Below are 16,787 nucleotides of genomic sequence, written 5' to 3'. Positions count from 1 at the left end.
CGTAGGTTCGGACCCGTGTACGCCTGGCAGGTGACCGAGCCCGGCCCGCTCGAGAACGGGCCGCTGACGTGGGCCGAGCTGCCGATGCCCACACCCGCGGACGACGAGCTGCTCGTACACGTGACCGCGTGCGGGGTGTGCCGCACCGATCTGCACGTCGCCGAGGGCGATCTGCCGGTGCACCGCCGGCACGTGACCCCTGGGCACGAGGTGGTCGGCGCGGTGGCGGCGACCGGCAGCGGGGTGTCCGGGTTCTCGCTCGGCGAGCGGGTCGGCGTCGCGTGGCTGCGGCACACCGACGGCACCTGCCGCTTCTGCCGCCGCGGAGCCGAGAACCTGTGCCCGGCGTCGACGTACACCGGGTGGGACGCGGACGGCGGGTACGCCGAGTACGTGAGCGTGCCTGCCGCGTTCGTGTATCGGCTGCCCGAGGCGATCGGTGACGTCGACGCGGCGCCGCTGTTGTGCGCCGGGATCATCGGGTACCGCGCGCTGCGGCGGGCAGCACTGCCCGACGGTGGGCGGCTCGGACTGTACGGGTTCGGCGGGAGCGCGCACCTGTGCGCCCAGGTCGCGCTCGCGCAGGGGGCCAGGGTGCATGTGATGACGCGCGGGGTCGCGGCGCGTGCGCTCGCTCTCTCGCTCGGTGCCGCGTCGGCGCAGGGGATCGAGGACAGTCCGCCCGAACTGCTGGACAGCGCGATCACCTTCGCCCCGGTGGGGTCCGTGGTTCCGGTGGCGATGCGGGCGCTCGACCGTGGCGGTGTGCTGTCGATCGCCGGCATCCACCTCACCGACACTCCGCCACTCGAGTACGAGCGGGAACTGTTCTACGAGAAGGAGATCCGCAGCGTCACCGCGAACACGCGGGCCGACGGCCGTGAGTTCCTCACGCTCGCCGGACAGCACCACGTGCGGGCGACGACGCACCGGTACCCGCTGTCGGACGCGCCGCGTGCGCTGGCCGATCTGAAGGCAGGCCGTTTCGACGGGGCGGCGGTGCTCGTCAACGACCTGTCGTGACGCATGCCGCCGCGACGGTGTCGCCTCGCTGACGCGCGACTCTGTCGCTTTGCTGACGCGCGACTCTGTCGCTTTGCTGACCCGCGACTATGTCGCTTTGCTGACCGACGACATGTTGAAGTCGGGGACCCGCAGCGCGGGCATCGCGGTGCGCGTGAACCAGTCCTTCCATTCGCGCGGCAGGGTGCGTTCGGTGCGGCTGGCGCCGCGGGCGCGGGCGAGGACGTCGAGCGGGCTCTCGTTGAACCGGAAGTTGTTGACCGCGGCCGTGACGGCGCCGTCCTCGACGAGATACACGCCGTCGCGGGTGAGTCCGGTCAGCAGCAGCGACGCGGGGTCGACTTCCCGGATGTACCACAGGGTGGTGAGCAGCAGCCCGCGTTCGGTGCCGGCGATCAGGTCGTCGAGCGTGGTCGCGGTGTGCGATTCGAGCGCGAGGTTGTCGCCGGGGACGGCGACGGAAGCATCGAACTCGTGTGCCGCCGAACGTGGATAGGCGAGTGCGCCGAGCGCGCCGTCGCGGATCCATTCGACCCTGTCGACGGTCATCCCGTTGTCGAACAGCGACACGGCGTCGTTCGACGTGGTGGTCGCGACGAACGGGGCGGCCTCGAGGCCGGGCAGCGCGGGGTCGGAGTACAACGTGAGCGGCAACTCGGTGAGCGTGTCGCCGACTCGGGTGCCGCCGCCGCGCCGTGAGAAGGCGGAGCGGCCTTCCTCGGCCGCGCGGCCTTCCATCGACCACATCAGCGGGATCATGAGGTCCGCGACGGTCGACGGCGGCAGCAGTGTGTCGTATCGGCCGGCGGGCAGTGCGACGGTGCGCGTGGACCAGTCGAGGCGACGGGTCAGTTCGGCCAGCAGCGCGGCGGTGTCGACGTCGGTGAAATCGCGGGTGCCGGTACCCGCCCACGCGCTCGCGTCGCCGCGTTTGCCGTTGATCTCGACGGACCCGGTCGGTTGCACGACGCGGCGGCGAAGCCCGGTGCTCGAGCCGAGCCAGGTGGTGTCGACGCTGTGTTCGGCGTACCCGTAGAGGCGGTCGGCTGCGTCGAAGCCGCTGCTCAGGTCGCGGGCGAGCGCGTCGAACACGCCGATCGCGGTGTGGGCGGCGGGCTCCGCCCAGTCGGTGTCGGTGCCGCCGCCGACGAGCGGCATCGCATCGCTCGCGGGTTCGGCGGCGCGGGCCGCGTCCTCGCTCGCGCGTACGACGGCGGCGATGTCGTCGGTGTCGACGGAGGCGGACGTCACGACGCCGACCTTGCGGCGCGCGCCCTCGCGCACGATCGACACGACCGTCCATCGACGCGAACGCGTGCTTCCGTTGGTGGTCATCGAGTTTCCGGCCCAGCGCACGTTCGCGGTGGACGTGTCGGTGACCAGGACGATCGTGTCGTCGACGGACGTGGACGCGAGTGCGCGGTCGACGACCTCGGGGGCGGGGATCATGCGCGGGCCTCCTGGTCGGTGTCGAGTACCGTGACGCCGCGGAACCGCGCGGACGGGCACCCGTGGCTCACGGCCGCCACCTGCCCGGGTTGGGCCTTGCCACAGTTGAATGCGCCGCCGAGCTGCCAGGTCGACGGGCCCCCGACGGCGTCCATCGAACCCCAGAAGTCGGTGGTCGTGGCCTGATACGCGACGCCGCGCAGCTGACCGTCGAGGACGCCGCCGCGGATGCGGTAGAAGCGTTGCCCGGTGAACTGGAAGTTGTAGCGCTGCATGTCGATCGACCACGCCCGGTCGCCGACGACGTAGATGCCGTCGTCGACGCCGGCGATCAGGTCGGCGGTGCTGCGGTCGGTGTGCGGATCGGGTTGCAACGACACATTCGCCATCCGCTGCAACGGCACGTGGTGTGCCGAGTCGGCGTACGAGCAACCGTTCGACCGCGGCCTGCCGAGTTTCGTGGCGAACGCACGGTCGAGTTGGTAGTCGACGAACACGCCGTCGCGCACGAGGTCCCATGCACCGGTCGCGACGCCGTCGTCGTCGTATCCGACGGTCGCGAGGCCGTGCGGCGCGGTGCGGTCGGCGGTCACGTGCATGACGTCGCTGCCGTAGCGGAGGCTGCCGAGCAGGTCCGGCGTCGCGAACGACGTGCCGGCGTAGGCGGATTCGTAGCCGATGGCGCGGTCGTATTCGGTGGCGTGGCCGATCGACTCGTGGATCGTGAGCCACAGGTTGGTCGGGTCGATCACGAGGTCGGTGGCGCCGGGCCGCACCGAGGGCGCGCGGGACTTCTCGGCGAGCAGGTCGGGCAGCTCGGCGAGTTCGCCGGTCCAGTCCCATGTCTCGTCGGTCGCCACGTATTCCCAGCCGCGGCCGACGGGCGGCGCGAGCGTGCGCATCGATTCGAACGAGCCGGCGTCGCGGTCGACGGTGACGGCCTCCAGTTCGGGATGGAGGCGGACGCGTTGCTGCGTGATCGACGAGCCGGCGAGATCGGCGTAGAACACCTGCTCTTTGACCTGCAGGCAGCTCGCGGTGACATGGTGGACGCCGGGGGCGGCGAGCAGCAGGCGCGACCGCTCGGTCAGCAGCGCGAGTTTGTCGGCGGTGGCGACCGCGAACGGGTCGACCGTGTACTCGGACACCCACGTCACGCCCGGGTGCACGGGTTCGTCGGCGAGCTCGACGCGGTCGCGGTTGAGTGCGCGCAACGCGCGCGCGACGTCCAGCGCGGCCCGGGCGGTCGCGGCTGCGCTGTCCGGGGTCAGCTCGGCGTGCGACGCGAAACCCCACGTCCCGTCGACGACGACCCGCACCGCCAGGCCCAGGTCCGAGCCGTCGACCGCCGACTGGACGACGCCGTCGCGCAGCCGCAGCGACTGGTCGGCGAGGCGATGCACGCGCAGGTCGGCGTGCGACGCACCGCCCGCACGGGCGATCGAGAGCGCGGCGTCCGCCAACGCGGACAGCGGCAGGGCGAGGAAGTCGGCGTCGACGTCGCGAGGGGAGTCCACGCAGGCCACCGTAGTCGCCTGCGCCGGTACGCGATCGCACTCGGCGCGGCGGGGCGTCAGCCGAACTGTTGCCAGCCGAGCCGCACCACCATGACGACCACGACGACGAGCAGTGTGATCCGGATGAAGCCGGCGCCGCGGCTGAGTGCGGTGCGCGAGCCGAGGACCGCACCGAGGATGTTGCACACCGCCATCGACAGCCCGAGCGCCCACCACACGTGTCCGGTCGCGGCGAAGAAGGTGAGGGCGCCGATGTTGGAGCCGAGGTTGAGCACCTTCGCCATCGCCGCGCTGCGGACGAAGGACGTGCCGAGCAGCGTCGCGAACGAGATGATCAGGAAGGTGCCGGTGCCAGGGCCCAGGATGCCGTCGTAGTAGCCGACGAGAGCGGCCGTGAGAAGTACGACGAGCACGGTCTTGCGCAGCGACGGCCGGTGCGTCGCGAGACCGCTGCCGATCTCCGGCCGCAGGGTGACGAAGGCGGCGACACCGAGCAGGACCGCCATGATGATCGGGACGAACAGCTCGCGGTCGATCAGCGAGACGGTGGCCGCGCCTGCCGCGGACGTCGCGGCGGCGAGCGCGGCTGCCGGGGCGAGCAGCCGCCAGTTCATCGGCACCCGCCGGCTGAAGGTGACGACTGCGGCGGTGGTGCCCGTGGAGGCGGTGAGCTTGTTGGTGCCCAGGGCCGTGGCGGGCGAGAGGTGCGGCGCGACGAGCAGGATGACCGGAAGCAGGATCAGCCCGCCGCCGCCGACGACGGCGTCGACCCAGCCTGCCGCGCCGGCGGCCGCGAGCAGCATGATCCAGTCGGCGACGTCCACGCCCAGACTCAACCACAGCCGCGCCGCGCTCCCGGCGGGGCCTGCGCCTCTACGCTTGCTCGCATGCGGAGGTTCAGCCTGTGGCTGCGGGAGCGGCCTGTCGTCGCCGACGCTCTGCTGGCGCTCGTGCTGCTGGCGTTCGACGTGTCCGCCGTCGCGACCGCCGACGGTGCGACGTGGGTGCAGATGGTGCTCAGTGTGCTGATCTGTGCACCGGTCGTGGTGCGCCGCGCCGCGCCCGAGGCGTTCGCCGCGATCGTGCTCACCGCGTCGCTGCTCACGACATTCGTCAGTTATTCGCTCGGCCAGACCGAGGTCGGTCATCCGGGACTGATCGTGCTCGCGGTCGCGCTGTACACGCTCGTCGTGAACGCGGACCGTCGGATCGCCGCCGCCTACCTCGCGGCCCTCGCTGTCGACGTGGCCCTCGCGACGTGGCTGCTCGACCAGTACGTGCCCGCGACCGTCGCGTTCACGGCGCTGGTGTATGCGCTGTCGTGGACGGCCGCCGAATTCGTCGGGGCACGGCGCGCATACGACCGGGAGGTGGCGGCCCGTCTCGCGGTCGCCGAACTCGACCGCGAACGCCGCGCGGAGGACGCGGTGGCCGCCGAACGCACCCGTATCGCACGCGAACTGCACGACGTCGTCGCCCACGCGGTGAGCGTGATGATCGTGCAGGCCGACGGCGCGTCGTACGCGCTCGACCGCGACCCCGACGCTGCGCGGGCGGCGCTGGGCCACATCGCGGGCTCGGGGCGCGCCGCCCTCGCCGAGTTGCGGCGCACCGTGTCGCTGCTGCGTACCGAGCCGTCCGCCGAGTCGTTCCCGCAGCACGGCACGGCGGGACTGGCGCACCTGGTGTCGGTGGTGCGCGACGCGGGTCTGCGCGTCGACCTGGAACTGACCGGGCAACTCGACGGGGTGAGCGCACCGGTCAGCCTGGGCGTGCACCGCATCGTGCAGGAGGCGCTCACGAATGTGCTGCGGCACGCCGGGCCCGGGGCACATGCGTGGGTACGGGTCACCCGCACATCCGACGCGGTCGAGCTGTCGATCACGGACAGCGGGGGAGCAGGCGACCCCGAGTGGGGCAGGGGCGCGGGTGCAAGCCCCGAACGGTTCGCGCTCGGCACCGGCACCGGGGTCGCCGGCATGCGCGAGCGCGCCACGGTCCTCGGGGGCACGGTCGACGTGGGTCCGCGGCGCGACGGCTGGGCGGTTCGGGCACGGCTTCCGCTCGAGGCAGGGGAGTGACCCGCGGAGGGAACCGGGCACCGGAGGCCGCCCGGGTGCGCGTCGGTGTCCTAGGGTTGTGCGCGTGAGCAGCACCGCGACCGGCAGCGACGCCCCGGCGGCATCGACGATTTCGGTGCTCCTCGTCGACGACCAGGAACTGATGCGCATGGGTTTGCGGATGGTGCTGGGTGCGCACGACGACATCGCGGTCGTCGGCGAAGCCGGCGACGGGGCGTCGGCCGTCGCACAGACCCACACCCTGGCACCCGATGTCGTCCTGATGGACGTGCGGATGCCGGTCGTCGACGGGGTCGCGGCCACGCGACAGATCCTCGACAGCGGCAGCACGTCGCGGGTGCTGGTGATGACGACCTTCGACCTCGACGAGTACGCGATGGACGCGTTGCACGCAGGTGCGAGCGGGTTCCTGCTCAAAGACACTCCACCGGCCGACCTGGTGTCGGCGGTGCGCAGCGTCGCTGCAGGCGACGCGGTCGTCTCGCCGCGCGTCACCCGTCGACTGCTGCACCGTTTCCTCGGCGACGGCGGCGGTGGCACACCGGCACGCGATCCGTCGGTGCTCGACGTGCTCACCGATCGGGAACGGGAGGTGCTCGTGCAGATCGCGGCCGGCCGGTCGAATCAGGAGATCTCGGCTGCTCTGTCGGTGTCCGAGTCGACCGTCAAGTCGCACGTCGGCCGGGTGCTCACGAAACTCGATCTGCGGGACCGGGTGCAGGCGGTCGTCCTCGCCTACGAAACGGGCCTGGTGCGTCCGGGCGCGTGAGGTGACGGTGGCTCCGGGCGGGACACCGACCTCGGCGGCGCGCCCGATTCGTCCGTTCGGGAGAATTTTCGGGTGCTCGTTCGTTGGACAGGGGAAGAGCCCGACCCGGTCGTCGAACGGCAAGGGCCCGGGAACGGCCGTCACGGCTGCTGGAAGGAACGTTGATATGCCTGCACTGTTCGTGCTCTACGTCGTCGTCGAGATAGCCGCGCTCGTCGTGGCGGGCCACTTCCTCGGCGCCGGCTGGACCGTGCTGCTGCTGCTCGCCGGCACGATGATCGGTGTCGTCCTGATGAAATCGCAGTGGCGGCGAGTAGCCGACGGCTTCCGCTCCGCGTCGCGGGGCACCGCGGACCCGGGTGCGGCGGTCGCCGACGGCGCTCTCGTCGCGTCCGGATCGGCGCTGATGGTGGTGCCGGGTCTGGTCACGTCGGTACTGGGGCTGTTGCTCCTCGTTCCGGTCACGCGGCGAGTGCTGCGGCCGGTCGCGGTTGCGGTGGCGGGCAGACGCGCGGCCGCGATGGTCGGCGGCGCGCACGTCTACACCCGCGTGCGGCGCGGCGGTGACGTGATCGACGGTGAAGTGGTGGACGAGGTGTACGACCCGGATCTGCGTGCGGACAACGGCCGTGTCCTCGACGGGGAAGTCGTGGACGGCGAGATCGTCGACGACGGGAGCCGCGGCACCTTCGATACCCGTCGTGGTCGCGGGAGGCCGTAACAGGCAGACTGGGGCGCGTGAGTACGCAACTGCTGGTCGGTGGTCGGATCTACAGTTCGTCGGCGCCCGACGCGACGTCGATGGCCGTCACCGACGGCACCGTCGTGTGGGTCGGCGACGAGCGTGCGGGCCGCGCCCTGCACCCGGGCGCCGAGGAGATCGACCTGGGTGGCGCCTTCGTCGCACCGGGGTTCGTCGACACGCACGTGCACGTCACCGCGCTCGGGTTCGCACTCGCGGGCCTCGACCTGTCCGGCGCCCGCTCACTCGCCGAATGCCTCGCCCTGGTGCGCGAGCATGTCGCCGCGCACGACGACGCGATCGTGTGGGGCCACGGATGGGACGACACGGCGTGGCCCGAAGGGCGCGGCCCGTCGACCACCGAGCTCGACGAGGCCGCACCGGGCCGCGCGCTCTACCTGTCTCGCGTCGACGTGCATTCCGCGGCGTGCTCGACGGCGCTGCGGGCGCTCGTCCCCGACCTCGCAGGCACCGCGGGCTACGCCGCCGACGCCCCGCTCGTGGCCGACGCCCACCACCTCGCCCGCGCCGCCGCACGCACCCGGCTCACGCCGAGCCAGCGCGACGCGGCACGCACCGTCGCGCTCGACACCCTCGCCGCACGCGGCGTGATCGCGGTGCACGAATGCGGTGGCCCCGACGTCGCGGGCCTCGACGACTTCCGCGAGCTCCTCGCAACCCCACACCCGGTCGAGGTGCGCGGCTACTGGGGGCAGCTCGCGGCGTCCGCGGAGCACGCCCGCGAACTGCTCGACGCGACCGGCGCCCACGGACTCGCGGGTGACCTGTTCGTCGACGGCTCGCTCGGCTCGCGCACCGCCTGGCTGCGGGAGCCCTACGCCGACGCCCCCGACACCGTCGGCAACGCCTACCTCGACGTCGAGCAGATCGCGGCGCACGTCGCCGCGTGCACCGAGGTCGGGGTGCAGGCAGGTTTCCACGTGATCGGCGACGCGGCGATGGCGGCGGTCGTCGACGGCTTCGCCCGGGTGGTCGACCAGGTCGGCGGTCCGGCCTTCGCCCGCATCGGGCACCGGCTCGAGCACGCCGAGATGATGGACCGCGCGCACGCGGACGCCCTCGGCCGCTGGGGTGTGCTGGTCAGTGCGCAACCCCAGTTCGACGCGCAGTGGGGCGGCCCCGACGGCATGTACGCCGAGCGGGTCGGCGGGGCCCGCGCGGCCGCGATGAACCCGTTCGCCACCGCCGCGTCGGCGGGCGTCTCACTCGCCTTCGGATCCGACGCGCCGGTCGACCCGGTGGACCCGTGGGCGATGGTGCGGGCCGCGGTCCATCACCGCACGCCGGGCAGCGGCGTGTCCGCGCGGGCCGCGTTCTCGGCGGCCACCCGCGGCGCGTGGCGTGCAGGCGGGGTGCGGGACGGGCTCGCCGGCACCCTCGACCCGGGAGCCCCCGCGTCGTACGCGATCTGGGACGCCGACGACCTGGTGGTCGCCGCGCCGAAGGACTCGGTGCAACGGTGGTCGACCGATCCCCGTTCGCGGGTGCCCGCGTTGCCTCGCCTCGACGCCGACGCGACGCTGCCGACCTGTCTCGCCTCGGTGCATCGCGGCCGCGTCGTGTACGACCGCGAGGCGCGCGGGTGAGCGCGTCCCACCCCGACACGACCCGATCCGACGATCCCGGCAGCGCGGCAGCACCCGACACGACCGCACCCGGCGGCGCGCGTATCGGCGTCGCCGCCGCCCGCGCGGCGGCCGCGCTCGCCGCGGGTCTGCTGCTGTATGCGAGTTTCCCGCCGCGCCCGCTGTGGTTCCTCGCGCCCGTCGGCATCGCGGTCCTCGTGCTCGCCCTCACCGCGGGGCCGCGGCCACCGCGGGCGCGCGGCGGCTTCGGCTACGGATACCTCGCGGGCCTCGGCTTCCTGGTGCCGCTGCTGCCGTGGGTGGGGGAGTACGTCGGGCCGCTGCCGTGGCTCGCCCTCGCCGCGGTCGAGTCGCTGTTCGTCGGCGCGTTCGGGGCGGCCGCGGTGGTCGCGGCCCGCGTCCCGTGGGCGCCGCTGTGGATCGCGGCCTGCTGGTCGCTCACCGAATGGCTGCGGTCGAGCGTGCCGTTCGGCGGTTTCCCGTGGGGCAGGCTCGCGTTCGGTCAGCCCGACGGCCTGCTGCTCGGGCTCGCGAGCATCGGCGGCGCCCCGCTCGTGTCCTTCGGGGTCGCGCTCACCGGGGCAGGCGGCGCCCTGCTCGCCCGCATGTGCGTGCGCGCAGCCCGCACCCGGACGCGCCCCGGAACCCGCGCGGCCGTCGGAGGCGTGTGCGCGACGGCGGCGGCGTCGCTCGTCGCGCTGGCCGCCGCACCGTTGCTGCCGGCTCCCGTGGAGCAGCGCACGCTGACGGTCGCCGCGATCCAGGGCAGCGTGCCGCGGCTCGGCCTCGACTTCAACGCGCAACGCAAACAGGTGCTCGACAATCACGTCGCACGCACCCTCGAACTCGCCGCCGCGGTGCGCACCGGTACCGCGGCACCACCCGACGTCGTCGTGTGGCCGGAGAATGCGTCCGACATCGACCCGCTCCGCAGCGCGGACGCGGCGTCCGACATCACCCGTGCCTCGCAGGCGGTGGGCGCGCCGATCCTCGTCGGCGCGGTGCTGCGCAACGCCGACGGCACCACCACCAACTCGGTGATCGTGTGGGACGGTGCGCGCGGCCCGCAGGAGCAGCACGACAAGAAGATCATCCAGCCGTTCGGCGAGTACCTGCCGTACCGCGAGTTCTTCCGTCACTTCTCCGAGTACGCCGACCGTGCGGGCGACTTCGTCCCCGGCGACGGTGACGGCGTCGTGCACGCGGCGGGCGTCCCGATCGGTGTCGCGACCTGCTACGAGGTCGCCTTCGACCGCGCGTTCACCCAGTCGGTCGACGCCGGCGCGCAGCTGCTGGCCGTGCCCACCAACAATGCGACCTTCGGCGACACCGAGATGACCTACCAGCAGCTCGCGATGTCGCGGCTGCGTGCCGTCGAGCACGGCCGCTCGCTCGTGGTCGCCGCGACCAGCGGCGTCAGTGCGCTCGTCGCGTCCGACGGTTCGGTCCTCGACCGAACGGCCCTGTTCGAACCGGCGGTCCTCGAGCACGAACTGCCCCTGTACACCGGCACGACGCTCGCGACACGGCTCGGCGCGCTGCCCGAGTACGTGTTGTCGGGAATGGGCGTGCTCGCGCTCGTCGCGGGCGTCGGGGTCGCTCGGCGTGAGCGCTCCCGCAGTTGACATCGTGTCCACCGCGGGACAGTGTGGTGAGCCGCCGACCGATCCCCGTGAACGCGTCGGCGGACACCCGCATGCCCTCGGCACGGTAGCCGAAGGCGGCAACCCTGACCGGGTGTTTTGCAGAATCTGCATCGGAAAGGAAACAAAACCAGGAACGGTGGCGATACAAGCCCGGAAGCTGATTCACACCAGCCCGACAGAACTGTCACTGATTTGTAGTGCACCGTTCGGTGCATGTTCACTGAGCGCGACCAGCTTTCCCCGCCGGGGAAGCGTGATCAGAAGCGGGGGAAGAGAGTGGTCGAGTCCGTGCCCAACCCGGACACGTACGGTCGGCAGACCCAACCAGCCGGCGACGCATTCCCACTCTCGGCGCCCCAGCGTGGCATGTGGTTCGCGCAGCAGCTCGACCCCACGGTGCCGGTCAACATCGCCCAGTACGTCGAGATCCGCGGCGCGATCGACGTGCCGTTGCTGCTCGACAGCCTCGTCACCGCGGCCCACGAGATCGGCACCGGATTCCTGCGGCTCGTCGAGATCGACGGGGTGCCGCACCAGCTCGTCGACCACGACCTCGACACCGCCGTCGACGTCGTCGACCTGCGCGCCGAACCCGACCCGCTGCGTGCGGCCGCGGACTGGATGACCGCCGACCGCAGCGCACCGATCGACCTGTACACCGACCGGCTCGTGCGTTCGGCGGTGCTGCACGTGGGTGTCGACCACTACTACTGGTACTGCCGCGTGCACCATGTCGCGCTCGACGGCATGGGCGCGTCGACGATGATCGACCGGTGCGCCGAGCTGTACACGGCCGCGGTCACCGCGAGCGAGGCCGCGCCGTTCCGGCCCGCCGACCTCGTCGAGCTCACCCGCATCGACGCCGACTACCGTGCGTCGCGCCGGTTCGCCGCCGACCGCGACTACTGGGCGCAGCAACTCGGCGCCCGCGACGGCGAACCCACCACCCTCGCCGACCGTCAGGCCCCGCCCGCCGCGGTCTCGCGCGTGTCGCACCGTCGCCTGCCGGACAGCACCCTCGATCACCTCGACCACGCGACCTCGCGGCACGGCTCGTCGGTGTCGTTCGAGACGATCGCCGCCGTCGCCGCATTCCTCGCCCGCGTCACCGGCCGCGACGAGGTGACCCTGTCGTTGCCGGTCACCGCCCGCACCACCGCGGTGCTGCGCCGCTCCGGCGGCATGGTGTCCAATGTCGTGCCGCTGCGTATCGCGGTGCCCGCCGACGCCGTGCCCGCCGACCTCGTCGCCGCCGTGCGGGTCGCGGTCACCGGGGCGCTGCGGCACCAGCGGTTCCCGTCGGTCGACATGGCCGACGGTCGCACCGGCATCGTCACCGACGGCCCGCTGGTCAACGTCATGCTCTTCCACAACGAGGTCGCCCTCGGCGACGTCACCGGCACGCTGCACGTGCTCTCGACGGGGCCCGTGCACGACCTCGCGATCGACCTGTACCAGGGCGAATCCGACAGCCTGCACCTCGATCTGGAGGCGAACCCGGCGCTGTACGACGACGCGGTGCTCGCCGCGCACCACGAGCGGCTCGTCGAGTTCGTGCACCGGTTCCTCGCCGCGGGCGCCGCGGCGGACGAGACGCCCGTCGGCGAACTCGCGGTGCTGCTGCGCGACGAGACGGCCCAGCTGGTGCCGGCGCCGGGCCCGGTCGGCCCACCGCCCGCCACGCTGCCGGTGCTGCTCGACCGTGCGGTGCGCCTCGGCGGCGACGGCGACGCGCTCGTCACCGACGGCCCCGACGGCCCGCACACGGTGTCCTATCGGGTGCTCGACGACCGCAGCACCCGGCTGGCCCGGCTGCTCGCCGATCACGGCGTCGGCCCCGAGACCCCGGTCGCGTTGGCGATCGCCCGCTCGGCCGAGTCGGTGACGGCCACCTGGGCGCTCGCGCGCGCGGGCGCGCCGTTCGTGCCCGTCGACCCGAACTATCCGGCGGACCGCATCGCCTACATGCTCGCCGACTGCGGTGCGTCCGTCGGCCTCACCACCTCGGCGCAGCTGCCGCACCTGCCCGCCACGGTGGGCGAGCGCCCGATCGAGTGGATCGTCCTGGACGACCCCGCCACGTCGGCGGCCGCCGATGCATACCTCGCGACCCCCGTGACCGACGCCGACCGCACCGGCCCGGTGCGACTCGACTCGCTCGCGTACGTCATCTACACCTCCGGCTCGACCGGCCGCCCCAAGGGCGTCGCGGTCAGCCACCGCGGCCTCGCCGCACTCGCCGCCGACGAACGGCGCCGACTGTCGGTCGAATCGTCCTCGCGGGTCCTGCATTTCGCGTCACCCAGTTTCGACGCGTCGGTGTTCGAGCTGCTGATGGCCACGTGCGCGGGGGCGACCCTCGTCGTCGCACCGCCGAGCGTGTACGGCGGCACTGAACTCGCCGATCTGCTCGCACGGCACGCCGTCACGCACGCGTTCTGCACCCCCGCCGCACTCGCGACGGTCGACCCGGCCGCGGTGCCCGCGCTGCGTACGGTGCTGGTCGCGGGCGACGTGTGTCCACCCGAACTGGTCGCGCGCTGGGCGCCGGGCCGCACGATGGTCAATGCCTACGGGCCCAGTGAAACCACCGTCATGGCGTCGGCCACGGCGGCGATGACGCCCGGCGCACCGGTCACCATCGGCGCCCCCACCACGGGCGTGGCACTGCTGGTGCTCGACGAGCGGCTGCGCCCCGCAGCCCCCGGCAGCCGAGGCGAACTGTACGTCGCGGGCGACGCACTCGCCCGCGGGTACGTCGGACGCGCCGGTCAGACGTCGGAACGGTTCGTCGCGAACCCGTTCGGGCTCGGTCGCCTCTACCGCACGGGCGACGTCGTGCGCTGGGTGCGCCTCGGCGACACCGACGCGGCCGGGGCGCCGGGAACCGGCAGGCCACTCGAGTCCGCCTGGCAACTCGAGTTTCTGGGCCGCAGCGACCACCAGATCAAGATCCGCGGTTTCCGCATCGAACCCGGGGAGGTCGACACCGCGTTGCTCGCCGCGACCGACGTGGTCGCCGCCCACACCCTCGGGCACACCGACGAGCACGGGGTCACCCGCCTCGTGTCGTACGTGATTGCAGGCCCGCACACCGACGACCGCGCCGACACCGATCTCGCCGCGGTGGTCGCGACCCGCCTGCCACGGCACATGGTGCCCTCGGCCATCGTGCGTGTCCCCGAACTGCCGCTCACGCCTGCGGGCAAGATCGACCGGGCCGCACTGCCCGCGCCGGTGTTCGCGGCTGCCGACGCCGACGACACCCCGCCCCGCACCCCCGTCGAGGCGACCGTCGCGGACGTGCTCGCCGAGGTCCTGTCGGTCACGCGTCCCGGCGTGCACGCCGACTTCTTCGCACTCGGCGGAAACTCGCTGCTCGCGACGCAGGTCGTCTCGCGCATCAACGCGGCGCTCGGCGCCGACCTGGGTGTGCGCGACGTCTTCGAGAACCCGACCGTCGCCGGCATCGCGGCGGCTGCCGACGCACACACAGGAAGCGGCGCCTCCGACGCCCCGACGCCGGAACTCACCCGCCGCGAGAACGTGGCCCGCGTCCCGTTGTCGAGTGCGCAGCAACGCATCTGGCTCACCAACCGGCTCGACCCGGCCTCGCCCGCATACAACCTTCCGCTCGCGCTCACCCTGGACGGTCCGCTCGACACCGACGCCCTGCAGGCCGCGCTCGGCGACGTCCTCGACCGGCACGAACCGCTGCGTACCGTGTGCCCGGCCGACGAGACCGGCCCGTACCAGCACATGCTGGCGGTCGACGACGTGGCGCACACGCTGACCCCGGTCGACACCGACGCCGCGGGCGTCGCCCGCCACACCGCCGCGCTCGCCCGCACCGGCTTCGACCTGACCACCGAGCAGCCCCTACGGGCCGCGCTGCTGCGGGTGACGCCGTCGCGGCACGTGCTCGCGCTCGTCGTGCATCACATCGCGGCCGACGGCTGGTCGATGGCGCCGCTCGCCGCCGACCTGATGGCCGCCTACGAGGCCCGGCTCGCCGGACACCCACCGCGGTGGGAACCGCTCGACGTCCGGTACGCGGACTACACGCTGTGGCAGCGGGACATGCTCGGCGGCGCGTCCGCGCGCGAGTTCGAGTACTGGACACACACTCTCGACGGCGTCAGTGGCTCCGTGGAGCTGCCCGCCGACCGGGTGCGGCCGCAGACCCCCACGCACCGGGCAGGCACCGTCGAGGTGTCGCTGGATTCCGAGTTGTGGGCGGACGTGACGGCCGCGGCGCAGCGGCACGGCGTCACCCCGTTCATGGTCGTGCACGCCGCGCTCGCGGTGCTGCTGCACCGGTCCGGTGCGGGCGAGGACGTCGTGATCGGCACGCCCGTCGCCGGGCGCGGCGCCGCCGCACTCGATTCTCTCGTCGGCATGTTCGTCAACACGCTCGCGCTGCGCCTGCGGGTACGTGGCGGCGACACCGTCGCCTCGCTCCTCGAGCAGGCGCGCGAGGCCGACCTCGGCGCGTTCGGGCACGCCGACGTCCCGTTCGACGAGGTGCTCGACCGCATCGGCCTCGACCGCAGTGCGCTCGCCCACCCGCTCACCCAGGTGATGCTGTTCTTCCAGAACACGCCGCCCGCGCGGCTCGCACTCGCGGGTCTCGACGTGTCCGCCGACGAGATCGCCACCGACATCGCCAAGAACGACCTGCAGGTCACCGTCGATTCCGGTCGCGACCTCGCGGCCGGTGTCGGGGCGCAGGTGCGCTGGGACTACGCGCGCGACCTGTTCGACCGCGACACCGTCGCGGCCCTGGCCGACGCATTCGTCACCGTGCTGCGCGCCGTCGCCACCGGCGAGGAGACCCGCGCGGTCGGCGACATCGCGATCACCGGCCGCGACAGCGAAGCCCGCTGGAATGCCACCGCGCATCCGGTCGCGGCGACGACGCTGCCCGACGCCTTCGCCGCGTCCGCCGCCCGCACGCCGGACGCGTGCGCGTTGTCGGCACCCGGTGCGGAGCCGCTCACCTATCGTGGGTTCGCCGATCGGGTGCACCGGCTGTCGCGGCTGCTGATCGAGCGCGGCATCGGGCCGGAAGACCGCGTCGTGGTCGCGATGCGCCGCGGCATCGACCTCGTCGTCGGCATGTACGCGGTGGTCGGTGCGGGCGCCGCCTATGTGCCGATCGACCCCGATCATCCGGCCGAACGCATCGCGTACGTGCTCGACTCGGCCGCGCCGAAGTGCGTGCTGACCACGTCCGGCGACGCCGTCGAGGCGGGCGCGGACGTCCCGAGCATCGAGATCGACCGGATCGCCCTCGACGGCTACGACGCGGCGCCGGTCACCGACGTCGACCGGGTCGCGCCGCTCCGTCCGCTGCACCCTGCCTACGTCATCTACACGTCCGGCTCCACCGGGCGCCCGAAGGGCGTCGCGGTGCCGCACGAGGCGATCGTCAACCAGCTCGCGTGGATGCAGCACGAGTACCCGCTCGCGGCGGGCGAGGTGTACCTGCAGAAGACCGCGACCACGTTCGACGTCTCGGTGTGGGGCTACTTCTGGCCGTTGCAGGTCGGCGCGCACCTGCTGCTCGCCGAACCGGACGGTCACCGCGACCCCGCGGCCCTCGCCCGCGCGATCGACGAGTATTCGGTTGTGGCAACGGATTTCGTTCCTTCGATGCTCGACGTGTTCGTTGCCGAGGCACCCGCCGAGACATGCTCGTCCTTGCGCGACGTGTTCGTGATCGGCGAGGCACTGCCCGCGGCCACCGCGCAGCGATTCGGCGACCGGTGGCACGCACGGCTGCACAATCTGTACGGGCCGACCGAGGCCGCGGTGTCCGTGACGTACTGGCCCGCGGACGAGACGCCCGCCGAGGCGGCGACCGTCCCGATCGGCGTCGCCGAATGGAACGTGCGCACCCACGTGCTGGACGCGCGGCTGCATCCGTGCGCTCCCGGCGTGCCGGGTGAGC

The 16,787-nt window shown here is 72.7% G+C and carries 10 protein-coding genes; 7 read left to right on the top strand and 3 right to left on the bottom strand.

The genetic code is table 11. The annotated features are described in order from the left end of the window. Positions 1-15: 15 nt before the first annotated feature. Positions 16-1,023 (top strand): zinc-binding alcohol dehydrogenase family protein, encoded by a 1,008-nt coding sequence (locus tag HCA44_RS19375; RefSeq protein ID WP_169650966.1) that lies wholly within the window; start codon positions 16-18, stop codon positions 1,021-1,023. 87 nt (positions 1,024-1,110) lie between these two features. On the opposite strand, the gene HCA44_RS19370 is transcribed toward HCA44_RS19375, so the two are convergent. Genes HCA44_RS19370 through HCA44_RS19360 form a run of 3 tightly spaced genes read right to left on the bottom strand, consistent with a single transcriptional unit; the run spans position 1,111 to position 4,813 of the window. Next, positions 1,111-2,472, bottom strand: coding sequence for a metallopeptidase TldD-related protein (locus HCA44_RS19370; RefSeq protein WP_169650965.1), 1,362 nt, complete (start codon positions 2,470-2,472; stop codon positions 1,111-1,113). Next, entirely contained in the window at positions 2,469-3,989 is a 1,521-nt protein-coding gene (locus HCA44_RS19365) for a TldD/PmbA family protein (protein ID WP_169650964.1), read from the bottom strand. The genes HCA44_RS19370 and HCA44_RS19365 overlap by 4 nt, the downstream gene beginning before the upstream one ends. A gap of 56 nt (positions 3,990-4,045) precedes the next feature. After that, positions 4,046-4,813: a TSUP family transporter gene (locus HCA44_RS19360; RefSeq protein ID WP_169650963.1), complete on the bottom strand. Its 768-nt coding sequence runs from the start codon at positions 4,811-4,813 to the stop codon at positions 4,046-4,048. Positions 4,814-4,876: 63 nt separating this feature from the next. On the opposite strand from HCA44_RS19360, the gene HCA44_RS19355 reads away from it, so the two are divergent. From HCA44_RS19355 to HCA44_RS19330, 6 genes are all read left to right on the top strand, one after another. Beyond that, positions 4,877-6,070: a histidine kinase gene (locus HCA44_RS19355; RefSeq protein ID WP_169650962.1), complete on the top strand. Its 1,194-nt coding sequence runs from the start codon at positions 4,877-4,879 to the stop codon at positions 6,068-6,070. Positions 6,071-6,179: 109 nt separating this feature from the next. Further along, a complete protein-coding gene (locus tag HCA44_RS19350) occupies positions 6,180-6,839 on the top strand; it encodes a response regulator transcription factor (protein ID WP_346764809.1) in 660 nt (219 codons plus the stop codon). A 166-nt stretch (positions 6,840-7,005) separates the two neighbouring features. Then, positions 7,006-7,560, top strand: coding sequence for an FxsA family protein (locus HCA44_RS19345; RefSeq protein ID WP_169650961.1), 555 nt, complete (start codon positions 7,006-7,008; stop codon positions 7,558-7,560). A gap of 17 nt (positions 7,561-7,577) precedes the next feature. Further along, positions 7,578-9,188 (top strand): amidohydrolase, encoded by a 1,611-nt coding sequence (locus HCA44_RS19340; RefSeq protein WP_346764805.1) that lies wholly within the window; start codon positions 7,578-7,580, stop codon positions 9,186-9,188. 83 nt (positions 9,189-9,271) lie between these two features. Further along, the gene (gene lnt / locus HCA44_RS19335) at positions 9,272-10,813 is read left to right on the top strand and encodes an apolipoprotein N-acyltransferase (RefSeq protein WP_169650985.1); all 1,542 of its coding nucleotides are present in this window, start codon (positions 9,272-9,274) and stop codon (positions 10,811-10,813) included. A 309-nt stretch (positions 10,814-11,122) separates the two neighbouring features. After that, on the top strand, positions 11,123-16,787 hold a 5,665-nt coding region (locus HCA44_RS19330; RefSeq protein WP_169650960.1), incomplete at its 3' end, for a non-ribosomal peptide synthetase.

Source organism: Rhodococcus sp. HNM0569 (genome assembly GCF_012726205.1).
Taxonomy (GTDB): domain Bacteria; phylum Actinomycetota; class Actinomycetes; order Mycobacteriales; family Mycobacteriaceae; genus Rhodococcus_F.
This window is presented reverse-complemented; position numbering and strand designations above follow the sequence as displayed.